This window comes from Corynebacterium glyciniphilum AJ 3170 (genome assembly GCF_007673095.1).
Taxonomy (GTDB): domain Bacteria; phylum Actinomycetota; class Actinomycetes; order Mycobacteriales; family Mycobacteriaceae; genus Corynebacterium.
The window spans coordinates 56,606-81,017 of the sequence record NZ_VDYZ01000007.1 but is presented as its reverse complement, the minus strand read 5'-3'; the positions used below and the strand labels follow the sequence as shown (position 1 = coordinate 81,017).

Below are 24,412 nucleotides of genomic sequence, written 5' to 3'. Positions count from 1 at the left end.
CTTACGCGCTGGCGGCCTTGGCCTCGGTGACGCGCTGCTTCAGGGCGCGGAACTGCTCCCAGACCTCCTCGGGCACCTTGGGGCCGAGGAAGGTGAGGTACTCGTCGTTGTCCTCGATGTCGCTGGCCCACTGCTCCGGCGGTGCGGTCAGCGCGGTACGGATGTCCTCCTCCGGCTCGGTGACACCGTCCAGGTCCAGGTCTTCGTAGCGGGCGGTGTGCCCGACCACGGTCTCGTCGGCACCGACCTTGCCCTCGATGCGCTCCACGATCCACTTGAGCACACGGCTGTTCTCACCGAACCCTGGCCACAGGAAACGACCGTCATCGCCGCGTCGGAACCAGTTGACCAGGAAGACGTCCGGCATCTTGTCGCCGCCGCGCTTGCCCATGTCGATCCAGTGCTGCAGGTACTCTCCGGCGTTGTAGCCGATGAAGGGCAGCATCGCCATCGGGTCGTGGCGCAGGGTGCCGACGGCACCTTCCTGGGCCGCGGTCTGACCCGAGGCCATCAGCGCGCCGACCATGGTGGCGTGCTCCCAGTCGTAGGTCTGGGAGACCAGCGGCACGGTGTCCGCGCGACGACCGCCGAACAGGATGGCGTCGACCTTGACGCCCTTCCAGTCGTCGAACTCCGGTGCGGCGACCGGGCACTGGGCCAGCGGCACACAGTAGCGGGAGTTCGGGTGTGCGGCCTTCCCGTCGGAGTCGGGCGTCCAGTCGTTGCCCTTCCAGTCGATGAGGTGCTCGGGGGTGTCTCCACCGATACCCTCCCACCAGACGTCTCCGTCGTCGGTGAGCGCGACGTTGGTGAACAGGGTGTTCCCGGCCTCCATGGTCTCCATGGCGATCGGGTTGGAGCCGTAGCTGGTGCCCGGCGCGACGCCGAAGAAGCCGTTCTCCGGGTTCACGGCGTAGAGGTGGCCGTCCTCGCCGAACTTCAGCCAGGCGATGTCGTCCCCGACGACCTGCGCCTTCCAACCCGGGATGGTGGGGGTGATCATCGCCAGGTTGGTCTTGCCGCAGGCGGACGGGAACGCGCCGAGGATGTGGTAGTCCTTGCCTTCCGGGCTGGTCAGCTTGAGGATCAGCATGTGCTCGGCGAGCCAGCCCTCTTCCTTGGCCATGACCGAGGCGATACGCAGGGCGTAGCACTTCTTGGCGAGGATGGCGTTTCCGCCGTAACCGGAACCGAAGGACCAGATCTCCTTGGTGTCCGGGAACTGGGTGATGTACTTGGTGTCGTTGCAGGGCCAGGGCACGTCCTGTTCGCCGGGTGCCAGGGGTGCACCGACGGAGTGCAGGCACCGGACGAAGGCGCCGTCCGTGCCGAGCTTGTCGAGGGCCTCCTGGCCCATGCGGGTCATCACGCCCATGGAGAGCACGACGTAGGCGGAGTCGGTGAGCTGCACACCCAGCTTCGGCTCCGGGTCGCTGATGGGTCCCATGCAGAACGGCACGACGTACATGGTTCGCCCCCGCATCGAGCCGGCGAAGTGCTCGGTCATCTCCTCCTTCATCGCCGCCGGCGGCGCCCAGTTGTTGGTGGGGCCCGCACCTTCCTGCTTCTCGGAGCAGATGAAGGTCCGGGACTCGACACGGGCGACGTCCGACGGATTCGAGCGGGCGAGGAAGCTGTTCGGACGCTTCTCCTCGTTGAGCTTGGTCAGCGTGCCTGCCTCGACGAGCTCACCGGTCAGACGGTCCCACTCTTCCCGGGATCCGTCGACGAAGACCACGTTCTCCGGCTGAAAAAGTTCGACTGCCTCGGTAATCCAGGCGAGGAGGCCCTCGTGCTGGGTGGGTGGCTGGCCGACGAGCCCGGGGATGGTCATGAAAACTCCTGACGAGATGTGTTTCAGAACTGTTCTGAGAGTGATGAGGTCTTCTGCGTCTCACAAGACTAACCCCAGTTCCCCCTGTCCACACATTCCCACCCGCGCGCGTCCCACGATCCACGTCCGTTTCCGGGGGTAGACGGGGGGACGTCGTGCGTGCCGTGGGCTTGTCGCCCCAGTTCACCGGCGTGTTCACCCTGTTCGGCCGACCCTCCGTCGAGCATACACTCCCCAGTACCCGGGCCTTCCGCTGTGACGGAAGACACATCTGTGTCCATCTCCGTTACCGTCGCCGAGCCGTCCATACAGTCCTGGCGACGCCACGAGGACCACCCACCGTCGAACGTCACCACCGACAGGGTGTCGACACGTCCGTCCCCGTCCGTGTCAGCGCAGATGGTCATCCCGGTCTCGTCAGCCAGGGTGACCGACTCCTCCCCCGGCAGGACACAGGACCCCGGCAGCCCGAACGTCTCGTCCCCGAGGTCCAGGAGCAGCCCCGAGCCGGTCGTACCCGGTCCCTCTGCGCCGATCATCACCGGGTCCACCCCGGCAGCCCCGGGCAGGCCGATATCGTCCCACCCGGTCATGACGCACCTCCGGGCAGTCGTCCCGCCACCGTCGGAACGTCGATACGCGCGATGACGTCGGTCACCGTCGCCGCCCAGCGTCGACGGAGCGTGGCCGTCAGCCGTGCCCGGTCCTGCTCCCGCCGCGCCACACGTCCCGTCCACCACCGCGCAGTCGCCGTCGTCACCATGACCACCAGCCCGACCGTCATCCCGATCACCACGGAGTCGGTCACGCGCAGTGCAGCCGCGGACGCGGCGAGACCGGCACCGACCGCGGCGACTCCCGTCACCACCCGGGACATCGTTTCCCGGGGTGCTCCCGGCACAGTCGGCACAGTCGGCACAGTCGACCCCTCCTCCGCCTCTCCGGCACCGACCTCCGCGAGATGCGGCATCTCCACGCCCTGCTGCAGGACGGCGACGCTCAGCCGGGCACGGAACAGCCTGTCCAGCTCGTCGGCCCCACCAGCCCCGCTGACATCTGCCCGGTCCTCATCCAGCAGGTCGGTGGCGATGCGGTCGGCCGCGAGACGCACGGCGATACGTACCCGGTCGAGCCGGTCGGCGTCGGCACGTCGGGCATCCGCCTCCCACCGGTCCATGTCCACCCACATCCCGTCGATGACATCGACCAGCCCGGCCAACGACGACGGGCCGGCGGGTCCGTCACCGCCCCACGCGCAGTGCACCACACCGGCCTCGTCAGCGAGGTCCGTCCCGTCCCCCGTGTACACGACCACCACACCCATCGCGTCCCGCACCGCACGGACGACCTCCATGTCCTCCGCCGTGACCACCGGCGAGGTGACCACGGCGACGACGCCGTCAGCCTCCCCGTGCCCGGCACCGGCGGTGAACCGTCGTCCCGGATGCCCCGGCCGTCCTGCGGCTGTCCTGACACCTGCCGTAACCTGCTCGACGGCCCGCGCGTCCGGGCCGATCACAGAAATGACCGTCACACTTCCCCCTAGTTCCCTGTACCGCTGTGTTCTGCCACAATGTGAGGGATGTCTATTCCCGATAATCCCCCAGCACCGCGTTCGGGTGGCCGCGGCCGCCCCCTGCAGACCGAGTTTAACGACGGACGCGACTATCCGCGACTGGGTAGCTTCAGTTTCCGGCGCGGCACCCTCACCGACAACCAGGAGACCCTCTGGGAGGACAACTGGCCGTCGTTGGGCATCGAACTCACCGACGACCTCACCGACCCGGTCGACCTGGACGACTGGTTCGGCCGCACCGGCCACGACACCATCGTCGAGGTCGGGTCCGGCACAGGCACATCGACCGCGGCCATGGCACCGTTGGAGGAGGACACGAATGTGGTCGCCGTGGAGATCTACCGTCCGGGGCTGGCGAAACTCCTCGGGGCCGTGGTGCGTGGCGGTATCGGGAACGTCCGCATGGTCAAGGGGGACGGTGTCGAGGTTCTGCAGCGGCTCTTCGCCCCGGGCAGCCTGGCCGGGGTGCGGATCTACTTCCCCGACCCGTGGCCGAAGGCCCGACATCACAAGCGTCGGATCATCCAGACAGGTACGCTGCACCTCATCGCCTCGCGCCTGCGTCCCGGCGGGATCCTTCACGTCGCCACCGACCACGCCGACTACGCCGGGTGGATCGACGAGCTCGTCGAGGCGGAACCCGATCTGGAGTACCTCGGCTGGCCGGAGGACGAGACGGAACGCAACCGTACCGTCCCGGTCCTGACCGACCGCCAGATCATCACGAAGTTCGAGGGCAAGGGACTGGACAAGGACCACACCATCCGCGAGTACCTCTGGAGACGACGATGAGCGGCTCGAACACAGCGAGCACAGCGCACACAGTGAGTAACGAATCCCTGTCCTACAGCGGGCAGCCGGAGCAGAGTCCGGTGTACCTGCTGGTCTGGGATGCGCCGAACATCGACATGGGTCTGGGCTCCCTGCTGGGGGGACGCCCGGACGCCGTGCACCGTCCCCGGTTCGACGCGGTGGGGCGCTGGCTGATCGACGTCGCGGGTGCGGCCGGTGACGCCGCACACGCCGGCACGACACCGGCGCCGGAGGCGACGGTGTTCACCAACGTCGCACCCGGGTCGGCCGAACAGATCCGTGGCTGGGTCGACGCGCTGCGCAACGTCGGCTTCGCCGTCTTCGCGAAGCCGAAACTGACCGAGGACTCCGACGTCGACCCGGACATGCTCGACCATATCCGGCGCCGACGCGACGAAGGCGTGCTCGACGGCCTGGTGGTCGCCAGCGCTGACGGGCAGAACTTCCGCGAACTCCTCGAGGAGCTCGCCGAAGAGATCCCGGTGACCGTCCTCGGCTTCCACGAGCACGCGCACTGGGCCGTCGAACATGAGACCCTGGACTTCCTCGACCTCGAGGACATTCCCGGGGTCTTCCGCGCGCCCCTGCCGCGGGTCAACCTCGACTCCCTGCCGGACGACGGTGCATGGCTCCAGCCGTACCGGCCTCTCTCCGCGCTGGTTCGCTGAAAGGAGCCTTCTTAAGTGTTCACGACATGGGGAGACATCGCCTTCCGCTTCCGTCGGATCATCCCCGCCGTCATCATCGTGCTGATCGGTGTGCTCTACCTGGGCATCGGCACCCAGCTGGACGACCGGATGAGCCAGGAGGGCTGGGATGATCCGGGAAGTGAGTCCACCCGCGCCGCGCAGATCGAGCAGGAGACCTTCGGTCGCGACGCCTCCGGCGATGTGATCGTCCTGGTCACCGGTGACGACGCTGACACCGACCTGACCGACCCGGCGCTGCAGGAGAACGTCACCAGCCAGCTCAACGCGATCGCGGTCGGACACCAGGACGCCGTCGCCGGGATGACGAGCTACTTCGACAACGGCCCGCAGCAGATGCTCGCCGAGGACGGTTCCTCCGCCTTCGCCGCGATCAGCCTGCACGGCACCGAGGATGAGGTCCTCAAGAACTTCCGGGACATCGAGGACGACCTGAACAACATCAGCGTCGACGGCGCGACGGTCGAGATCGGCGGTGCCACCGCCGTCGCCGGTGCGCTGGATTCGGGCATGGGCGACGACATCCAGCGCGCCGAACTGATCGGCCTCCCGGTCGTCGCGCTGCTCCTGCTGGTCATCTTCGGTAGCGTCGTCGCTGCCTGTATGCCGTTGATCGTCGGCGTCCTCTCGATCCTCGGGTCGATGGGGATCCTGTCGATCCTGGCCGGGATCACCCAGGTCAACACGTTCTCGCAGTCGGTGGTGACGCTGCTGGGCCTCGGTTTGGCGATCGACTACGGCCTGTTCATGGTCTCGCGGTTCCGCGAGGAACTCGCCGAGGGCAACGACACCCGGACCGCGGTGCGCAACACCACCGCTTCGGCAGGCAAGACGGTGGTGTTCTCTGCGCTGATGGTGGCGGTGGCACTGTCGAGCCTGCTGATGTTCCCGCAGGCCTTCCTGAAGTCGGTGGCCTACGGTGCGATCTCAGCGGTCGGGCTCGCCGCCCTGATCAGTGTGGCGGTGCTGCCGAGCATCTTCTCGATGCTGGGTCACCGGATCGACAAATGGACGATCATCCACCGCGGACGGACCCGTGAGGCGACCGTGCAGTCCTGGTGGGGCAGGATCCCGGCCTTCGCGATGAAGCACGCGAAGCTGATGACCGTGGGGATCGTCGCCCTGCTGATCCTGCTGACCATCCCGCTCAGCGGGGTGAAGTTCGGCGGCATCAACGAGACCTACCTGCCGCCGGACAACACCACACGCGTCGCCCAGTCCCACTTCGACGAGAACTTCCCGGAGTTCCGTACCGATCCGGTGAAGCTGGTGATCGAAGGCGACAACTCCGCGGTGGGCGAGGTCTTCCAGAAGGCCAACGCCGTGGAGGGCCTGACCGGCACCTTCCAGGTCACGCGTCCGACGCAGGACGGCGTGACCGTCCTGTCGGCAGGTATCGGCGACCGGGACGACAACGACCGGATCGTCAACGAACTCCGCGACATCGGCCACGGTCTCACCGCCGACGGCGAGGTCCTTGTCGCCGGGACCCCCGCGATGGAGGTCGAGTCGATCGAGGCGCTCTTCGACAAACTGCCCTGGATGCTGGTGTACATCATCGCCGCCACGTTCATCCTGCTGTCCCTGGTGTTCGGTTCGGTGATCCTGCCCGCCAAGGCGGTGATCATGAACATCCTCGGCACCGGTGCCACCCTCGGCATCCTGACGGCGCTGTTCGTCGACGGCGTGGGCGCGGACCTGTTCAACTTCTCACCGGGCCCGTTGATGAGTCCGGTGCTGGTCCTCATCGTGGCGATCATCTACGGGCTGTCGACGGACTACGAGGTGTTCCTGGTGTCCAGGATGGTCGAGGCCCGGGCGCACGGCGCCTCGACACCGCGGGCCATCAGGTTCGGCACCGCCACGACCGGCGGCATCATCACTGCGGCGGCGTTGATCATGATCGTCGTCGCCGGGGCGTTCGCGTTCTCCGACATCGTGATGATGAAGTACATCGCCTTCGGCATGATCGCCGCACTGGTCATCGATGCCACGGTGATCCGCATGCTGCTCGTCCCGGCCGTGATGTACCTGTTGCGCGAGGACTGCTGGTGGGCTCCGAAGTGGGTCACCGCACTGTCGAAACGGATCGGCCACAACGAACGCCTCGAGGGGTTCAGCCACGACAGCGATCCGCCCCCCGCCACTGCTCCCGTTGAACCGGTCACCCTCGGCGCCGCCCCCGAGTCAGCGGCGGACGTCCCCCGCTCCGGCGGTGCGGTGATCTCACGCTCGCCCATCCCTGAGGCCCACGCCGTCGATGACAGCGCCGACGACGCCGACGACGCCGACTCCTACGGCGCACACTCGACCTCGGACGAGGCGATCCCCTTCAGCGAGCTCATGCGTCGCCTGCAGGAGGAGCAGCGTCCCGGGAACCGGGAGCGCTGACGGACACCATGGCAGCAGAGCACACGACCAGCCCCCTGCGACGCCGGTGGCGCATGATCCTCCACTGGCTGAAGGATCCACGCGTCCGGGCGCTGCTCACGCTCATGCTGCTGGGTGCCATCATCTTCCTGGCCCGCGACCACTACCACTTCCTCGAAGAGGGGTGGGCGGCGATGCTGCAGGCCAACAACTGGTACATCCTCGCCGCTGTGGCGGCGATGAGCCTGTCCATGGTGGCGCAGGCCGAGGTGATGGTGGCCCTGTTACGTCCTGCCGGGGTCCCGGTGAAACGCACCAGCGCCAATGCCCTGGGCCTGTCTGCCAACGCCTGGTCGTCCACGTTCCCCGGTGGTCCCGCGATCTCCGCGGCGATGATCTTCCGCGAGCAGATGAAGTGGGGCGCCACCGGCGTGATCGCCAGCTGGTACCTGGTGATCTCCGGGGCGCTGTCCGGGGCGAGCATGGCGATCCTCGGATTCGGGGCCGTGTTCTTCCTCCAGGCGAATGTGCACGTCTTCTCCCTGACGGCCTCCCTCATCGCCCTCATCGCCCTGACCCTGGCGGCGAACTGGGTCGCCCGTCACCCGGACAAGGTACAGGCCGGCCTGCTGTCGGCCATGACCTGGTTCAACCGGAAGCGGAAGAAGCCGCTGGACCGGTTCCACGACCAGATCCGCAACTTCTCCGACCAGCTCCGTGCGGTGGATATTTCACCGAAATGGCTCGGCTACGCTGTCTCGGTCTCGCTGCTCAACTGGGTGCTCGAGATCATCTGTCTCTTCCTCTGCATCCTCGCCATCGGTGCAGAGCCCAGCGTCGCCGGAGCCGTCCTCGCTTTCATCATGGCTAAGTTGATCGGCCAGGTACCCATCACCCCGGGTGGTCTCGGCTCGGTCGACATCACACTCACCACCATGCTGGTGGGCACCGCAGGACTGGGTTCCGGCCAGGCGGTGGCCGCGGTGATCGTCTTCCGCATGATCAGTTTCGCCCTGTTGACCCTGGTCGGTTGGCTGGTGTTCCTCTGGACGTTCGTCCGTCCGGAGGAGGAGGACAGCGCCGAGGATGCCGAGACGTCGGATACCTCCCGGCAGGGCTCCGGCAGGGGGCTGACCGTCCGGCAGATCACCGGTGGCGCCGCAGCGAGGAAACACCGGCACGGCAAAGCTCCAGACGACGATGCCCTTGACCGCCTTCCCCGTCATCCAGACCGTCAGGACAGTAACGAGCGTAGAGACCGCAGGATACGGCCCCAGCGTCTCGACGACCCGGAGCCGGGGACCGACTGAGCATCGTCGGATGTGAGAATTGACGGCATGGCTGAACAGAATGCTGCTACCACCGCCACCACCCTCAGGCTCGTCTGGCCCCAGTTCCACGGAGCCACGCGGGAGAATGTCGCGCAGCTCGTCCCCGAGATCGACTACGCGACGGCGAGGAAAGGCTACGCCGTCGGTGCCAGGGCGCTCGACGCTTTCCTCCCCGCCCACACCGGCCCGACCGAGGTTGTTCCGACACCTGTCGTCGACGATGAGGAGACGACCGACGGCATCGAGTCGCGTCACGCCGTCACCCGGTCACTGTCGTCCGCCCTTGAGCTCATCCGTCGGCACCGCCCCGACCGTATCCTCACGCTCGGTGGGGAGTGTTCGGTCAGCGTCGCACCATTTTCCTCACTCGCGGAGAAGTACGGCGACGATCTCGCCGTCGTGTGGATCGACGCGCACCCAGATGTCGACACGCCTGACACCGACTACGACGGCTACCACGCAATGGCGGTGAGCCACCTGACCGGCCACGGTGCCCCCGAGATCGGCGCGCTGCTCCCCTCCACCGTGGACCCGTCGCGTATCGCGCTGACGGGCCTGCACGACTGGACAGAAGACGCCTATGCGCACGTCGCCGAGTGGGGGCTGCAGACGTTCACCCCAGATGACCTGCGCGAATCATCCACGCCTCTGCTCGAGTGGTTGCGCGCGACAGGGTGCTCGAAGGTGGCGGTCCACCTCGACGTCGACGTGGTGGACAGTGACGACATCGTGCTCGGCCTCGGTGCCGTACCGGGTGGGCTGTCCCGGGCGCAGGTGCAACGGATCGTCGCCGACGTGTCGTCGGTCGTTGACGTCGTCGGACTCACGGCTGCCGAGTTCATCCCCCGCAGCCTGCTGGCGGCCGTGGAGATGCTCGATCCACTGCCCCTGATCGGGCGCTGAACCAGCCCCCGGAGCCGCCAACCGTCGTCGGGATACGCCACGTGGCCCGGGGCCCGGGAGGACGGATTCCGGAGCGGCAGCGCCATGCCGCGACGACGACCTAGAGACGACCTAGAATGGGCGTCATGACGAACTCCCCCGATGCGACGACCGGGCACACCGGTCCGCTCTCCGCCACCGCCGGTACCGCAACGACGATGGCCCTGGCCATCGATGCCATCGCCGTCCTGCTTTTCGCGCTGCTGGGCAAACTCTTCCACAGCACCGACGGCTTCAGCGTCCTGGGGTGGCTGGGGACGGCGTGGCCCTTCCTCCTCGGGTTGGCGGTCGCCTGGGCTCTCCTGATGACCGGGGTCGTCCGTCCGGCACCGGGCACCGGGCTGGGGATCCTGATAGTCACCTGGTTCATCGGCATCGTGGTACGCAGTATCGTGACCGTCTCGGTGGCGTGGGGTTTCGTCCTGACGTCACTGATCTTCCTGGGGATCCTGCTGATCGGCTGGCGCGCCGTCGCCTCCTTCGTCACCCGGCGACAGCCCACGTCCTGACGAACTCGAGGAATCCGGCGACCGGCGAGACCAGTTCCGCCCCTGGCTGGGCTGTGGGCGTTGCCCAGACGATGCCGAGTTCGCGCACCCGGTCCGTGTCGAGGGGGATGACGGACATCCCCTCCATCTGCAGGTTCGGGTCACCCAACGGGAGGAGCGCGACGCCGAGACCGGCGGTGACCAGGCCCGCCACCGTGGTCAGCTCCATGGACTCGAAGACCAGTCGGGGGCGGAAGCCGCTGTCGGCGGCCAGCGTGTCGAGCAGGAGCCTCGTCCCGTAGCCCTCCAGCATGGCCACGAACGGCTCCTCCGCTGCATCGGCGAGGTCGATCGTCTCCCGTCCCGCCCACCGGTGTCCGGACGGCACCGCAAGGCCGAGCCGTTGCTCCGCCAGTTCCTCCCAGCCGACCTGACCGGCGGCGACCTGGCTGGACGGACACGGGCCGACGATCGCCAGGTCGACCGTGCCCGCCGTCACCTGGTCCACCAGGTCGAGTGCAGCCCCCTGCACCAGCTCGAAATCCACCGTCGGCCGGTGGGTGCGGAACTCGCGGAGCAGATCGGGCACCAACCACGTCCCCAGCGAGTGCATGAAGCCGAGACGGACGGTGCCACGCTCCGGGTCAACCAGACGCCGCACCTCCTCCACGCCGGCACGCCAGGTCGCGGTTGCGGCCCGGGCCGACGCCGCAAGCACCTCTCCCCGCCGGTTGAGGACGAGGTGACGTCCGTGACGGTCGAAGAGCTCGGCACCCACCCCGCGTTCAAGCGCGGCAAGCCTCCGTGACAGCGTCGACTGGCTCACCCCCGTCGCCAACGCCGTGTCCACCATGTTCCCGGTCTCCACGAGATCCAGGAACCAGTCGAGATCCACCGGCGCGGCCATGGCCTCACTCCTCTCCTCCATTTATGCACTGAACAGGACACAAAGAACATGTTAATGCATTATGATCGTCAGCTCTGAGTGAGCACCATGGGACACATGGACGCGACCGACTCTGAAACTCCTGCAGGACCCACTGCAGGACTCTCCCCCGGCGACTCCGGTTACCGCCGGATCATGATCGCCGCCGCCACCGCAGGCCTGGCGAGTTTCAACGCCATGTACCTCACCCAGTCCGTCCTGCCGGCGATTCACGACGGGCTGGGTGTCTCCCCCACCACCGCCGCGCTGACCGTGTCCGCCACCACCGGCATGCTCGCCGTGGCGGTCATCCCCGTCAGCATCCTCTCCGAGAGGGTCGGACGACGCCGGGTGCTGCAGGTGTCCGTCCTCGTGGCCACCGCGCTCAGCCTGCTCCTCGCCGCGGCGCCCGGCATCGGCACGCTGGTGGGGCTGCGCGCACTCCAGGGCATCGCCGTCGCCGGGGTGCCGGCGGTGATGATGAGCTTCCTGTCCGAGGAGATCCGCCAGGATCACCTGGGACGTGTCATGGGTCTCTACATCGCCGGGACGACTCTCGGTGGCCTGCTGGGACGGCTTGTCCCGTCCAGCGTCCTGGAGTTCACCGACTGGCGTGGCGCCGTCCTCGCCGGCGGTGCCGTCGCCTTCCTCCTCGGCGTGGTGTGTGCGTGGGCACTCCCGCCACAGCGGAACTTCGTGGCCAAGAAGATCACCCTGCGCCATGAACTCGACGCCTTCCGACGACACTGGCACGACCGGCGACTCGTCGCCCTGTTCATCCTCCCGTTCCTGATGATGGGCGTCTTCGTCTCACTGTACAACTACCTCGGCTTCCGCCTGACCGGCCAGTTCGGCCTCCCTGAGGCCGTGGCCGGGGCGGTGTTCATCCTCTACCTGTCCGGCACGTGGTCCTCCGCACGCGCCGGAGCGCTCGTCACCAGGTACGGGGCCGCGCGGGTCCTGGTCACCGGTGTCACCCTCACGACCGCAGGGCTCCTCCTGGCCCTCGTGCCTAACCTGGTGGTCACGGTGTTCGGTGTGCTCGTGTTCACCGCCAGCTTCTTCGCCGTCCACTCGACCGCGTCGACACTGGTGGGTCAGGTCGCCGACCGGGACCGTGCGGAAGCGTCCTCCACCTATGTCATGAGCTACTACCTCGGCTCCTCGGTGATCGGTTGGCTCTCCGGGTACTTCTTCCAGATCGGATGGGCGGCACTGGTCGTGGCACTCGCCGTACTACAGATATCCGCCCTGGTATTATGCCTGTTCAGCACCAGGACGACTGGACGATCGTGACACAGCACACTACAATTTACGAATTCTTCACAGAAACAAGTACGACAGCGATACGATGATCCGCAGTCGGCTTCATATTTACTAACCGAGGGTCCGCTGACAGCGTCCCTCACCAACGGAGGAACGAACATGGGACATATCAAGGGAAAGCGGTTCGCCGGGGTCATGGCAGTCGGACTGCTGGCTACGGCCGGTGTCGGCGTGGCCATGGCCCAGGGTGGCATCTCCGCCAACCTGGCCCTGTCCAACACCATCTTCAACCAGGAAGTCAGCAACCTTGACGCCACCGACGTCACTATTTTCGGCGGCACCGATGACCAGGAGGACGGCGCCACCGGTGTCGCACGCCTCATCTTCCAGGATGCCACGATCTCTGACATGTGCATGACCGCACCGCTGCATCTTCCCGGCCTGGGCGAGAAGCGCTTCCAGATGCTCGTGCCCGGTGAGAACACCACCGCCGAGCATCTGGTCCTCGGTGCCCCTGGCCTCGTCGGCGGCCTGACCCTCGAGGGGGCGCAGATCGGCGTGGACGCTGGAGAGCTTGACGATGAGGCTGTCTCCGGCTCCTGGGGCCTGCATGCGGAAGCACTCAACGGTTGGGACCAGGTCATCAAGGCAACATCTATCTCTGCGGACAAGTTGACCGCCGCCGGCGCCAAGGTGGGTGTCGTGAACGTCGACGAGGCTGAGTGCTGATGCCTGACGACTCCACCACGCCCTCGGGCGTGAACGGGGCCGACGGAGCCGAGGACTCCACCGAGACCACCCGGTCCATCGACGCCGTCGACGACAGCGCCCCCGGCGCCACCGGCGCCGACACCGACGCTGCGACGGATTCCCGTTCAGAGAAGCTCGAGAAGCAGAACCGGCGGTTCAGCCGGTGGCGCAAGGGGCGTCCCTTCGGTGCCGGACTACTGATGATGCTGGCCGGCATCGTGATCATGGCTCCGGCCTACCTCTCCTTCTCGGTGTCCAACATCCAGATCCAGATCTCCACCATGGGAGGCGTCTCGACCCTGGTCATCGGCATTCTGCTGATCACCTGCGGCCTGATGTGCTGGTTCCGCGGTGAAGGACGGATCCTCGCCGGTGTCGCGGCGATCATCCTGTCCATTCTGGCTCTCTGGCAGTCGAACTTCGGCGGCTTCGGCATCGGCCTGATCCTCGGACTGATCGGTGGCGCCCTCGCCCTGGCCTGGGACCCCCAGTCCCGACAGGACGCGAAAGCGGAGAAGACCGAGAAGAAGGAAGCCAAGAAGGCGCGGAAAGCAGAGAAGGCCGGCAAGAAGTCCGCGCCGGGTGCAGGAACCGCCAAGTCGGTCATCGCTGTCCTCGCGGCAGTGACAGTCGGCGTCGGGATCCAGACCCCCGACGCCCGCGCACAGATCCCCGGCCTGCCCGATATCCAGCTCCCGGAGCTCCAGATCCCGGGCCAGGGCAACGAAAACAACGGCGAGGACGGAGACGGGAACACCGACGGCGGGCAGAACGGGGCGGACAACAGCCCCCGCCTGCCCAACCTGCCCGACCTGCCCGAGGCCCCCGACCTGAACCTCCCGCAGTTCCGTCTCCCCGACGGCAACGAACTGCAGGACGGCCTGGACAACTCTTTGGAGTCACTGGGGGTGGAGATTCCGGGACTGAACGTGGCTCCGCCGGAACCGGTGGCGAATATGCGGGCCCCCTTCGGCGGTACCTTCACCATCAAGACCGACACGGCGAAGATGACCCCCGGAATGAAACTGTCCTACGTCACCATCGACACGATGCAGGGCCCGAAGAAGGCGATCCGCATCGACGCCGACCAGGCCGTCATGGAGAACCTGCGTGTGCAGTTCCCGAACTCGCTGGGCCCGGACCTGCTGGACGACACCAAAGGCGCGACAAGCACCTTGACCGGTAACTTCCACATTTTCGTCCAGGAACTGACGATGACGTTGGAGCTGCTCGGTGTCGACACCATGGTCCCCATCACGATCAACGCCGACTGGGCTCCCGACGACATTGCCGCGGAACTGTCGAAGATCGGACTGGGGCTGCCCGACCTCCTGTCCGCGGAAACCCGCGTGCTGGACGTCAACCTGGAGACCTACCATGTGATGTCAGACCACATGGACTTCCCGCACAAGGACATCGGCCCCTGGCACGAGAACTGACCCTCACACCTGAAGCCGACAACGACCCCGGACAGATTCACTGTCCGGGGTCGTTCTCATTTCTCGGTGACGAACCAGGTGCCCCGGGCGCCCGCCCCCGGTCACATCGGCATGATGGTGTGCTTCTTCTCCGGCTCCAGCACCTGCTTGTCCCGCAGCAGCCGCAGCGACTGACGCAACCGCAACCTCGTCTGCGACGGATCGATGATCTCGTCGACGTAACCGCGCTCCGCGGCCACATACGGGCTGGTCATGTTGGCGTTGTAGAAGTCCATGAACATCTTCTTCGCCGCGGGACGCTGTTCCTCCGGCATCGCGGCAAGCTGACGCCCCTGGATCATCACGGCCGCACCCTCGGCACCCATCACCGCGATCTGCGCGGTCGGCCAGGCCAGGTTCACGTCGGCACCGAGGTTCTTCGACCCCATTACCGCATAGCCGCCGCCGAACGCCTTGCGCACCACCACGGTCATCTTCGGCACCGTGGCCTCCACCATGGCGAAGCCCAGCCGGGCGCCGCGGTGGATCAGACCGAGCTTCTCCTGCTCCGCGCCCGGCAGGTAGCCGGGGGTGTCCACCACGAACACCAGCGGGATGTTGTAGGCGTCGCAGATCCGGATGAACCGGGACGCCTTGTCCGCGGCCTCGGCGTCGAGGCAGCCCGCCAACGACATCGGCTGGTTGGCGACCACCCCGACAGAACGACCGTCGATACGGGCGAACGCCGTGATCACGTTCTGACCGTAGTCCGGCTGGACCTCCAGCACGTCCTCGTCATCGAAGATCCGGGTGAGCACGTCCATCATGTCGTAGCCGGAGTTCGGGTCGTCCGGAATCAGGTCGACGAGTTCGGCGTCCCGCTCGTTGAGGGTGTCCGGCGGCGCGGGAGTGTAGGGAGTCGCCTCGAAGGCGCTGCTCGGCAGGTGTGCGAGGAGTTCGCGGACGTAGCTGAAGGCGTCGTCCTCGTCGCTGCCGACGTAGCTGATGTTCCCGTTGGCGGCCTGGACGCGGGCGCCGCCGAGGTCCTGCATACTGATCTTCTCACCGGTGACGGACTCGATGATCTGGGGGCCGGTGACGAACATCGTCGTCTGGTCCTCCACCGCCACCAGGAAGTCGGTGGTCGCCGGGGCGTACACGGCACCGCCGGCGCAGTTGCCGAGCAGGATCGAGATCTGGGGCGACTGCCCCGACAACGGGAGCTGGCGCCGCGACAGTTCCGAGTACATCGCCAGTGACATCACCGCGTCCTGGATCCTGGCGCCACCGGAATCGTTGATGCCGATGACCGGGCAACCGATACGGGTCGCCATGTCCATGACCTCGCAGACCTTCTTGCCGAAGGTCTCGCCGACCGATCCGCCGTACACGGTCTTGTCGTGGGCGTAGACGGCGACGGGACGACCGTCGACTCTGCCGTACCCGGTGACGACGCCGTCGCCGTAGGGTGCCTCCGGATCTCCCGGGGTACGCCCGAGTGCACCGATCTCGGTGAACGACCCCTCGTCCAACAACGCGTCGATACGCTGACGTGGGGTCGTGCCGCCCGCCTCATCGCGCTTCTGCCGCGCGCGTTCGCTACCGGGATCCTGGGCCTCCTCCAACCGGGAGTGCAGGTCCTCCAGCTTTTCGGCGGTGGACCTTCCTGTACCCGGTGCGGTGCGTTCCGCGGCGACGGTCTCATCGCCGAACCAGGGGTGTTCCGGTGTTCCTGTCATGGGTTCCACGCTATCGCACTCAGTTCCGCTCGGAGATGTCGCGCAGGTGCTCGGTGATCCGGGCGCCCACGATGCCGATCGAGGGCTCATCGGGCACGGCCAGGTGGTCACCGGCGAGCTGGACGAGTTCCAGGTCGTCGACGACGCCGTCCCAACCCCCGTCGGCGGGGATCTCGGCGAAGGACGGTTCCAGCTCGATCGCACCCTCGTGCATCCCCTCCGACTTGTAGAGGGTCACCGGGGCGGTCACCTCGGCCCACCGCTCGAAGTCCAGCGTGTTGAGGATGCGGGTGTCGACGAAACTGGCCCGTTGGTGTTCCAGCACGCCGGCGGCGAGACCGTGCGAGGAGGCGTCGGTGTTCTGCAGGAACATGCTCATCATCCCGATGAGCGCCTCCTCACCCTGGCTCTCGAGCAGGTCGTGCGGCACCGGCATGTCGATGCCGTAGGTCTTCTTCGCGAAGGCGGAGTACCGGTCCCAGCGGGCGTGCATCTCCTCGGTCGTGTCCGGTGCCGGGTTCGCCGGCCGGACCAGGTCGAGCAGTTCGAGATGTCCGACGCTCACCTCGCCGGACTTCTCCAGGCGGTGGGCGACCTCGAACGCCAGAGCACCGCCGAAGCTCCAGCCGCCGAGCACCACGGGACGGCCGTCCGCCAGTGCGGTGATGTCGGCGACGTAGGCGTCGGCGCGCTCGTCGAGTGAACCTTCCAGGCGCTCGACACCGTAGACCGGGACGTCGGAGGGCAGCCTACGGGTCAGGGGCTCGTAGACCACGCTGGATCCACCGGCGGGGTGGAACACGAAGACCGCCGGGCTCTCCGATCCCTCGGGACGGGCCCGCAGGACACGGATGTTGCCGTCCACGGACGTCTCGAAGACGTCGCGCACGAGGTTGGCCAGCGGCTCCAGGGTCCGTGCCGCACTGACCTGCCCGGCGGTGATGTCCGCGCCGGAGCGCTCGCTCAACCGCGCGGCGATCGCGGCGGCGGTCTCGGCGTCGATCTCAGACAGGGTGCTGGTCACGCCGGCCGGGGCCGCTCCGGTGAGCGACGCCCAGGTACCGAAGACCATGCGCTCGGAGGCGTCACGGGGCGCCACACCGACACCCTCACCGTTCCCGGCACGCCCCGCGGAGCGGGCTGCGGGTGCGTCAGCGGCGTCAGCAGAACCACCGGAGTCTCCACCGGACTCGACGGTCTCGGCGGTCTCGGCCCTGCTCTCGTGCACCATCTGCTCGACCAGGGCGATGACCTCGTCGACGGACCCGTCGCGCAGCGCCTGCACATTCAGCGGGGGCAGGGCGAAGTCGTACTCGACCCGGTTCTTGATGCGCATGCCCATCAGGGAGTCCAGTCCGAGGTCGATCAGCGGCAGTTCCCCGGGCAGGTCGTCGATGTCGTAGCCCATTGATTCGGAGACGATGCTGCGCAGCCGGTCGGCGACGCTCTCGCCGGATTCCGGGCTCCAGCGTTCGGCGTCAGTGTCCACCGACGGCAGGGAGTTCCGGCTCGACGACGGCCCGGTCGGCCCGGTCGGCCCAGTCGGATGCGCCGGGTTACCGGTGTTCTGCCCGTCCTGCGCCTCCTGGACAGCACGGGAGGCCGCTGCGGCGACACCCGTGGTGGGCGACGCGGCGAAGGCCTCACCGGCCAGGCGGGACTCACCGGCTCCCTCTGCACCCGCAGCACCGGCAGCACCGTCCATCGCGTAGACGTGCACGCTCAACCCACCGAGCGTACGGGTGACCAGGGTGGTGACCTCGCCGTCAGTCGGCAGGGTCCCGTAGGTCTCCACCGCGGCGATCACCGCATCCGGGACCACCGCCCGCGCGGCAGCCTCGGCGACAGCGTCGACACTGGGCACTTCCGCTGCGGCGACAGCGAACGCTGTCCGTCCGTCCGGCAACGCGACACGGCGCCCCGGGATGCCACGGACCGAGCCGCCACCGGGACGTGCCGCGGTCCAGTAACGCTGCAGGTTCCAGTGCACACCCGGAATGCCGGAGACGGCACGCCCGGGTCGCGCGGGCTCACCGTCCACGGAGTTGAGACGACGGAAGTCGACGTCGGCACCGCGCACACAGAGTTCGCCGACCGTGGCCAGCAGAGTGTCGATGCTCGGTTCCTTGCGCTTGAGCAGGTACATCAGGCTTGATTCGCCGGCGTTGTGGGCGAAGGCCGTGTTCATCATCGGCATCAGGGCCACCGGGTTCGGGGAGAACTCCACGAAAGTGCGGAACCCCTCGTCGAAGAGCAGGCCGGTGGCGTCCGAGAGCCACACCGAGTACCGGGTGCAGCGCAGGAAGTAGTCGGCGTCGTGCAGGACGGCACCCGGGCTGTACACCACTCCGCGGTCGACACTGCTGTACACCGGGGTATGGATCGGCAGCGGTGTGATGCCGCTGATCTCAGCGTGGAGTTCACCGAGGATGGGGTCGAGCATGCTGGTGTGGCCGGCGCCCTTCACCTTGAGCATGCGGGCGAACTTGCCCTGGCCGTCCAGGTGCTCGACGAGATCGGCGACAGGCTGCGCCGGTCCACCGACGGTGGTCATACCCGGCGCGGCGTAGACGGCGGGCTCCACGGCGGCGAACTGCGGGTGTTCCTTCTGGAACTCCACGAGGTCCTCGACACCGAGTTCCACGACCGCCATGGCCCCCTGCCTGTCCTCCGGCAGGAGGGTCTCGCCCTCACCCATGAGCCGGGCGCGGTGGCAGGCGACGGTGACGGCGTCCTCCATGGACAGTCCGCCCGCGGCGTAGGCACCGGCGATCTCACCCATGGACTGACCGACGATCGCGGCGGGGCGCAGGCCGATCCCGGTCATCAGGTCCGTCAGGGCGATCTGGATCGCGGTGATACCGACCTGGGCGGTCTCGGTGCCGAAGTTCTGTGCGTCGTCGAGGATCAACTCGACCACGGAGAAACCGGACTCGCGCTTCACGACCTCGTCGATCTCGTCGAGCCGTGACGCGAACTGCGGGGACAGGGCGTGGAGTTCCTTGCCCATCTTGCGGTGCTGTGAGCCGAAGCCGGAGAAGACCCACACCGCACCCTCGCGTTCGGGGCTGTCGGCGACGGAGATTCCGGCACCCTTCTTGCCCTCGGCCAGCCGGCCCAACCCGGCGACCGCCTCAGCGGTGTCGTGTGCCAGCACCACTCCCCGGGAACGCCCGTGGTTGCGGTCCCCCTGGACCGCTGCGGTGCCGGCGAGTACGGCGTTGGCCGACGCGTCCGACTTACTTTCCAGCCAGGAGGCCAGGTCGGCGGCAGCGGTCCGGCGGCGGGAGGGCAGCAGCCCGGACACCGGGATCAGTCGCGGCAGCGGACGACCCTCACCGGACTCGTCGGTGCCCTCTGTGCTGTCTGTACTGTCCTGGACCCCTGCCCAGTCGATCACGTCCGGGAGGGGCGCCGCAGCGTCCTCCGCCGGTGCCGCGCCCTCAGGAGCGACGAGAACGACGTGGGCGTTGGTGCCGCCGAAACCGAAGCCGGAGACTCCCGCGACCGGCGCACCGGAGTATTCGGGCCATTCACGCGGGTCCTCGACGACTTCGAGCCGCTCACGGTCGAAGTCGATGTAGGGGTTCGGGCCGGTGAAGTTGACGGTCGGGGGCAGCACGCCGCGGCGCATCGCCGAGACGACCTTGATGACACCGGCGACGCCGGCGGCAGCCTCGGTATGTCCGAAGTTCGTCTTCGCCGAGCCGAGGAGCAGTGGCGACGCCACGTCCCGGTCAGCGCCGAGCACCTGGCCCAGCGCACCCGCCTCGATGGGGTCACCGAGGATGGTTCCGGTGCCGTGGGCTTCGACGTAGTCGACCAGGGACGGGTCGATGCCGGCGTCGGCGTATGCGGCGTCGAGGACCGCGGCCTGCGCCTCCGGGTTCGGGGCGGTCAGTCCGTTGGACCGCCCGTCCTGGTTCACGGCCGAGCCTGCGATGACGGCGAGCACGTCGTCACCGTCACGTCGGGCGTCCGAGAGACGCTTGAGGATGACGACACCGGCACCGTCGGACCGGACGATGCCGTCGGCGTCGTCGGAGAACGCCCGGATCCCCCCGGTCGGGCTCAGGACACCGAGTTCCGAGAATGCGATCGTGGCGAACGGACTCGCCAGCAGGTTCACCCCGCCGGTGACCGCGACCGAGGCGTCACCGTCCCGCAGCGCCCGCACCGCCTGGTGGATGGCCACCAGTGACGATGAGCAGGCGGTGTCCATCGCGACCGACGGGCCGCGGAAGTCGAAGGCGTAGGAGATGCGGTTGGCGACGATGGCGCTCGAGTTACCGGTCAGCGCGTACGGGTGTGCTTCGGTCGGGTCCGCGCTGATGAGCATGCCGTAGTCGTTGTTCGTGGTGCCCATGAAGACACCGACGTCGCTGCCACGCAGGCTGTTCGCCGGGATGCCGGCGTCCTCCAGCGCCTCCCAGGTCAGCGAGAGCAGGATGCGCTGCTGAGGGTCCATGTTCGCGGCCTCGACCGGTGACAGTCCGAAGAACTCCGCGTCGAAGGAGGCGATGTCGTCGATGTAGCCGCCGGTGAGAACGGCTTCGGCCATCCGCCGGGACATCTCCGGGTCATCTCCGTATTCGCTCCAGCGCCCCTCCGGCAGCTCACCGACGCCGCTGCGGCCCTGCTCGAACATTCGCCACATGGCGTCGACGTCGTCCGCGCCCGGGTAGCGGCCCGCCATGCCGACCACGGCGATCTGGCGGTCCTCCGGGTTCAGTCCGCCACCTTGGGCACCGTCCTGACGCTGTGTGCGGTGGCCACCGGCGACTCCCCGGGCAGCGCGCGTTCCGCCGGCGAGGACGAAGCCGGCGAGTGCGGCGATGGTGTTGTACTCGTAGGCCACGGTGGCGTCGAGGGAGACCCCGGTGAGCCGTTCCAGCTCCCCGGAGAGCACCACGACATCCCGGCTGGACAGTCCGAACTCCTCCATGGGCCTGTCGTCGGTGATGTCGGCGACGTCCAGACCGGTCGTGGACTGCACCCAGTCACGCAACCAGCCACGCATACCGGCGGCCGTGGTGGGCGCCGGCTCAGCGGCACGGGCGTTCTCGTTCCCGGGGGTACCAGACGTTCCAGACGTTCCAGACGTTTCAGACATTTCGGAGAAGATCATCCTTATTTCATGACGGACAGAAGAGGAGAGGTGACCAGAACGGGCGCGACGGCCACCGTCAACGTGACATCGACGGTGGCCGTCGCCACGCTACAAAAAGGACGTCGCCCACTCTAGTCGACTACCGGTCGAACCGACCGTCGAGATAGGCCTTGGCGCAGACCCGGCGGGCGATCTTGTTGGCTGACGACCGGGGGATCGTGCCCTCGTCGACGATGCGGATGTCGGCGGGCTGGACGCCGTGTGTGGCGGTGACGGCCGACCGGATGGCCGAGACGGCCTCAGCGTCGCCCTCGGCGGACGCCTCCGGGTCACGCTCGGCGACGATCACCAGCTGCTCGGAGCCGGAGTCACCCCCGGCCGCGTTCTCGATGAGCTCACCGCTCACGGCGAACGCTGCGAGGACACCCGGCAGGACGTGCCCCCCGGTGGCGTCTGCGGCGGTGGCCTCGATGTCCTGGGGGTAGTGGTTACGACCCGCGACGACGACGAGGTCCTTGATACGGCCGGTGATGTAGAGCTGGCCGTCGACCACGACGGCGAGGTCGCCGGTACGCAGCCAGTTGTCCTCCGGAGCGCCCTCAGCGGCGGATCCCTGCGAGAGTCGCTTGTCGGCGGGCAGGGAGTTGCGGAAGGCTTCGGTGGTGTCGTCCTCGCGGTCGAGGTAGCCGGCGGCGATGTTGCCGCCGTTGAGCCACACCTCGCCGACGGTCCCCTCGGCGAGTTCCTCACCGGAGGAGGGGTCGACGATCGGCATGAACAGTGAGGGGCCGGGCTCACCGACACTCATGATCGGCACGGCGTTCTCGGCGTCCGCGGACACCTCCACGGCCTGTCCCTCGGCGAGCTTCTCGCGGTCGAAGACCCGCAGCTTCGGACGCTCCTCGGTCTGCGGGGTGGTGACGAAGACGGTCGCCTCGGCCAGACCGTAGGACGGGCGCATCGTGGACCGACGGAACCCGTACGGCCCGAAGACGTCGCAGAACCGGTCCACGGACTGCAGGCTGACGGCCTCCGCACCGTTGATGATGCCCTCGACGTGGCTCAGGTCGACGTCGGCGAGGTCGGACCGCTTCGCCGGGTCGGCGTAACGCGAGGCGAGCTCCAGGGCGAAGTTCGGCACCGCGGTGTACACGTTGAGATCGTCGCCGCGGTCACCGAGCTGTCCGATCCAGCGCCCCGGATCCTGGATGAAGTCACGCGGGGCCATGAGGTCCTGCGGAATCCCCAGAATCAGCACGAACGCCGACAGGATGATGCCCATGTCGTGGTGGAGGGGAAGCCAGTTCACCAGACGCAGCGGGGTCTTCAGCTGCGCTGCCTGGAAGACCTGCAGCACATTGGTCACGATGCTGCGGTGGGTCAGCACCACACCGGCGGGGGTGCGGGTCGAACCGGAGGTGTACTGCAGGAACGCCGGGTCGCTCGACTTCGGCGCGAGCTCCGGGTTCTCCATCATCGCCATCATCGGGTTCTGCCATTCCTCGGCGAGCGAGTCCGGCAGCGCGTCGATCGTCAGCACGCGCGGACGTTCGGCGGAGGGGAGGGAGGAGAAGTGGTTACGGACATGCCCTGCGGACGTCTTGTTCGTCAGCACCACCGTAGGGGTGGAGGACCCCAGGACGGCGGACAGGTGGTCGGCGTGGCCCGGTTCCGTGGGATCGTACAGCGGCACCGGGACGGTGCCGGCATACAGGGCGCCCATGAACCCGAAGAGGTACTCGGGGCTGTTGTTGGCGAGGATGGCGACCCGGTCGCCACGCTCGGCGACCTGCTGGAGCCTGACACACACCGCCTTGATGCGGGTGTTGACCTCGGCGCGGGTCCAGGTGACAGTCTCGCCTTCAGCACTGCCGCTGAAATCGTGGAAGGTGATCAGCGGGGTGTCCACCGCCCCCTCCATCTGTGCCATCGAGTACAGCATCTCGCACATGGCGGAGAGCGAGAGCTGATCCGGGATCGCGATCTCGCCCTTGTCGTCGTAGAACTGTGCCATCGCGGCGCTGATGTCCATCAGGTATCCCTCATTACTGTGTGCGTAGCGTTCGTCGTGTTGCTTTCTGCAAAGAACTCTAACGAACTCTATCGTCTCAACCGTCGGTCTGCGGGTATTACCGCCCTTCGTCGATGATGTCGCGGACCCAGTTGTTGATCCACTCCGGGACGGTGCCACCGTCGACGACGGTGCCGTTGCTGGAGTACTCGGCATGCACCTTGTTGGCGTCGATGAGGTCATTCGCCCGCTGCACGGCGTTGCCGATGTCCCGGGGTGCGCTGCACACCAGGTCCGCCGGGGCACAGAACTGCAGGGTGTTGTCCTGTAGCGCACCGAAGTCCTGCGGCCGGGGGCCTCGCATCGACGCACCCGGCACGATCGGTCCGATGAGCGCACCGACCGAGCTCAAGGCGATCTCCGCGCCGATTCCCGTGACGTCGGGGCTGCCCACGAGCTCGCCCTTGCCGTCCTCGCGTCGTCCGTCGGCGATCAGGGCGACGCCGGCGACCGCGTCAGCGGGAACCGTGGACTGCCCGTTGCCGATGGCGGTGGCGAGATCGCCGGCCAGGACCGCTCCCTGGCTGAATCCCACGATGATCATGCGGGTCGCCGGGCAGCTCTCGTGAACGGCCGTCATTTCGCCTTCGAGCCTCGCGTACCCCTGGTTACGCGAGTCGTCGTACGACATCTCGCGCAGCGCCTGGATGTTGCGGAACTGTGCGGCGTAGGGAAGCGTCCAACTCTTGAGCTGGCCGCCGTCCACCCCGTCGCCGTACTCCTCCTGCAACGGCTGGGTGACGTTGAGCAGCAGCGAGTGTGGGCGCGACGACGGGTGGATCGGATCGTCGTCTACCGTCGACTCCCACGTGCCGGGTGCGGCGAACAGCTGGTAGTCGGGGCAGGACGTCGGCTGCTCGGGATCCGTGGTCCGGGTCGGCCCGGGACCTGCGGAGTCATCGGGGCCACGGTTGATCCAGGTGCCGACACCGATGACCAGGACGACGGCGAGAATGAGGGCCGCCGCGATGGTGAGGAACTTTCTCATGGCCAGTCAGAGTACCCGGTGTTCCTGGCAGAGATCTGGCAGCCTCCGGTCAGGACTGACGGACCGTCCCGTACGAGTGCACCC

General features: G+C 67.4%; 17 protein-coding genes. 9 read left to right on the top strand and 8 right to left on the bottom strand.

Features of this window, described 5'->3' with window-relative positions; genetic code table 11:
• Position 1: 1 nt before the first annotated feature.
• From FS507_RS08260 to FS507_RS08250, 3 genes are all read right to left on the bottom strand, one after another.
• The gene (locus FS507_RS08260; protein WP_145942312.1) at positions 2–1,834 is read right to left on the bottom strand and encodes a phosphoenolpyruvate carboxykinase (GTP); all 1,833 of its coding nucleotides are present in this window, start codon (positions 1,832–1,834) and stop codon (positions 2–4) included.
• Between the two features lie 68 nt (positions 1,835–1,902).
• Positions 1,903–2,427, bottom strand: a complete 525-nt coding sequence (locus FS507_RS17580; RefSeq protein WP_186314612.1) for a DUF6802 family protein — start codon at positions 2,425–2,427, stop codon at positions 1,903–1,905.
• Positions 2,424–3,368 (bottom strand): hypothetical protein, encoded by a 945-nt coding sequence (locus FS507_RS08250; protein WP_145942311.1) that lies wholly within the window; start codon positions 3,366–3,368, stop codon positions 2,424–2,426. Before FS507_RS08250 ends, FS507_RS17580 begins: the two co-directional genes overlap by 4 nt.
• Positions 3,369–3,416: 48 nt before the next feature.
• Here FS507_RS08250 and trmB point away from each other — a divergent pair, with 48 nt between their 5' ends.
• The 6 genes from trmB (at position 3,417) to FS507_RS08220 (ending at position 10,082) form a co-directional block, all read left to right on the top strand.
• The gene (gene trmB, locus FS507_RS08245) at positions 3,417–4,202 is read left to right on the top strand and encodes a tRNA (guanosine(46)-N7)-methyltransferase TrmB (protein WP_145942310.1); all 786 of its coding nucleotides are present in this window, start codon (positions 3,417–3,419) and stop codon (positions 4,200–4,202) included.
• Positions 4,199–4,891 carry an NYN domain-containing protein gene (locus FS507_RS08240; RefSeq protein WP_145942309.1) on the top strand — a complete coding sequence of 231 codons (693 nt, stop codon included), beginning with the start codon at positions 4,199–4,201 and terminating at the stop codon, positions 4,889–4,891. The genes trmB and FS507_RS08240 overlap by 4 nt, the downstream gene beginning before the upstream one ends.
• A gap of 15 nt (positions 4,892–4,906) precedes the next feature.
• Positions 4,907–7,321: an MMPL family transporter gene (locus tag FS507_RS08235; protein WP_145942308.1), complete on the top strand. Its 2,415-nt coding sequence runs from the start codon at positions 4,907–4,909 to the stop codon at positions 7,319–7,321.
• A gap of 8 nt (positions 7,322–7,329) precedes the next feature.
• Positions 7,330–8,610: a lysylphosphatidylglycerol synthase transmembrane domain-containing protein gene (locus FS507_RS08230; RefSeq protein WP_145942307.1), complete on the top strand. Its 1,281-nt coding sequence runs from the start codon at positions 7,330–7,332 to the stop codon at positions 8,608–8,610.
• 27 nt (positions 8,611–8,637) lie between these two features.
• The gene (locus tag FS507_RS08225) at positions 8,638–9,534 is read left to right on the top strand and encodes an arginase family protein (RefSeq protein WP_145942306.1); all 897 of its coding nucleotides are present in this window, start codon (positions 8,638–8,640) and stop codon (positions 9,532–9,534) included.
• A 125-nt stretch (positions 9,535–9,659) separates the two neighbouring features.
• Complete coding sequence (locus FS507_RS08220; RefSeq protein WP_186314611.1) at positions 9,660–10,082, top strand: DUF3054 domain-containing protein; 423 nt, start codon at positions 9,660–9,662, stop codon at positions 10,080–10,082.
• Here the strand turns inward: FS507_RS08220 and FS507_RS08215 are convergent.
• Positions 10,057–10,989, bottom strand: a complete 933-nt coding sequence (locus tag FS507_RS08215; RefSeq protein WP_260853236.1) for a LysR family transcriptional regulator — start codon at positions 10,987–10,989, stop codon at positions 10,057–10,059. The genes FS507_RS08220 and FS507_RS08215 overlap by 26 nt on opposite strands.
• Before the next feature lie 75 nt (positions 10,990–11,064).
• Between FS507_RS08215 and FS507_RS08210 the strand changes: the two genes are divergently transcribed.
• The 3 genes from FS507_RS08210 (at position 11,065) to FS507_RS08200 (ending at position 14,441) form a co-directional block, all read left to right on the top strand.
• The gene (locus FS507_RS08210; protein ID WP_145942304.1) at positions 11,065–12,282 is read left to right on the top strand and encodes an MFS transporter; all 1,218 of its coding nucleotides are present in this window, start codon (positions 11,065–11,067) and stop codon (positions 12,280–12,282) included.
• Between the two features lie 129 nt (positions 12,283–12,411).
• Positions 12,412–12,981 carry a DUF6230 family protein gene (locus FS507_RS08205; protein ID WP_145942303.1) on the top strand — a complete coding sequence of 190 codons (570 nt, stop codon included), beginning with the start codon at positions 12,412–12,414 and terminating at the stop codon, positions 12,979–12,981.
• On the top strand, positions 12,981–14,441 hold the full coding sequence (locus tag FS507_RS08200) for a DUF6114 domain-containing protein (protein ID WP_145942302.1): 1,461 nt from the start codon (positions 12,981–12,983) through the stop codon (positions 14,439–14,441). The genes FS507_RS08205 and FS507_RS08200 overlap by 1 nt, the downstream gene beginning before the upstream one ends.
• A gap of 101 nt (positions 14,442–14,542) precedes the next feature.
• Here FS507_RS08200 and FS507_RS08195 read toward each other — a convergent pair whose 3' ends face one another.
• From FS507_RS08195 to FS507_RS08180, 4 genes are all read right to left on the bottom strand, one after another.
• On the bottom strand, positions 14,543–16,159 hold the full coding sequence (locus tag FS507_RS08195; RefSeq protein WP_145942301.1) for an acyl-CoA carboxylase subunit beta: 1,617 nt from the start codon (positions 16,157–16,159) through the stop codon (positions 14,543–14,545).
• Positions 16,160–16,178: 19 nt separating this feature from the next.
• Positions 16,179–21,179, bottom strand: a complete 5,001-nt coding sequence (pks13, locus tag FS507_RS08190) for a polyketide synthase Pks13 (RefSeq protein WP_145942408.1) — start codon at positions 21,177–21,179, stop codon at positions 16,179–16,181.
• A gap of 229 nt (positions 21,180–21,408) precedes the next feature.
• Entirely contained in the window at positions 21,409–23,301 is a 1,893-nt protein-coding gene (locus FS507_RS08185) for a FadD32-like long-chain-fatty-acid--AMP ligase (RefSeq protein WP_145942300.1), read from the bottom strand.
• 97 nt (positions 23,302–23,398) lie between these two features.
• Positions 23,399–24,328 (bottom strand): cutinase family protein, encoded by a 930-nt coding sequence (locus FS507_RS08180; RefSeq protein ID WP_145942299.1) that lies wholly within the window; start codon positions 24,326–24,328, stop codon positions 23,399–23,401.
• Positions 24,329–24,412: the final 84 nt, after the last annotated feature.

Excerpts from the sequence above, each read along its gene's own strand:
- FS507_RS08205 (WP_145942303.1), top strand. The coding sequence starts at position 12,412 with ATGGGACATATCAAGGGAAAGCGGTTCGCCGGGGTCATGGCAGTCGGA.
- FS507_RS08180 (WP_145942299.1), bottom strand. The coding sequence starts at position 24,328 with ATGAGAAAGTTCCTCACCATCGCGGCGGCCCTCATTCTCGCCGTCGTC.
- FS507_RS08225 (WP_145942306.1), top strand. The coding sequence starts at position 8,638 with ATGGCTGAACAGAATGCTGCTACCACCGCCACCACCCTCAGGCTCGTC.
- trmB (WP_145942310.1), top strand. The coding sequence starts at position 3,417 with ATGTCTATTCCCGATAATCCCCCAGCACCGCGTTCGGGTGGCCGCGGC.
- FS507_RS08220 (WP_186314611.1), top strand. The coding sequence starts at position 9,660 with ATGACGAACTCCCCCGATGCGACGACCGGGCACACCGGTCCGCTCTCC.
- FS507_RS08240 (WP_145942309.1), top strand. The coding sequence starts at position 4,199 with ATGAGCGGCTCGAACACAGCGAGCACAGCGCACACAGTGAGTAACGAA.
- FS507_RS08195 (WP_145942301.1), bottom strand. The coding sequence starts at position 16,159 with ATGACAGGAACACCGGAACACCCCTGGTTCGGCGATGAGACCGTCGCC.
- FS507_RS08200 (WP_145942302.1), top strand. The coding sequence starts at position 12,981 with ATGCCTGACGACTCCACCACGCCCTCGGGCGTGAACGGGGCCGACGGA.
- pks13 (WP_145942408.1), bottom strand. The coding sequence starts at position 21,179 with ATGCGTGGCTGGTTGCGTGACTGGGTGCAGTCCACGACCGGTCTGGAC.
- FS507_RS08260 (WP_145942312.1), bottom strand. The coding sequence starts at position 1,834 with ATGACCATCCCCGGGCTCGTCGGCCAGCCACCCACCCAGCACGAGGGC.
- FS507_RS17580 (WP_186314612.1), bottom strand. The coding sequence starts at position 2,427 with ATGACCGGGTGGGACGATATCGGCCTGCCCGGGGCTGCCGGGGTGGAC.
- FS507_RS08215 (WP_260853236.1), bottom strand. The coding sequence starts at position 10,989 with ATGGAGGAGAGGAGTGAGGCCATGGCCGCGCCGGTGGATCTCGACTGG.
- FS507_RS08185 (WP_145942300.1), bottom strand. The coding sequence starts at position 23,301 with ATGGACATCAGCGCCGCGATGGCACAGTTCTACGACGACAAGGGCGAG.
- FS507_RS08210 (WP_145942304.1), top strand. The coding sequence starts at position 11,065 with ATGGACGCGACCGACTCTGAAACTCCTGCAGGACCCACTGCAGGACTC.
- FS507_RS08230 (WP_145942307.1), top strand. The coding sequence starts at position 7,330 with ATGGCAGCAGAGCACACGACCAGCCCCCTGCGACGCCGGTGGCGCATG.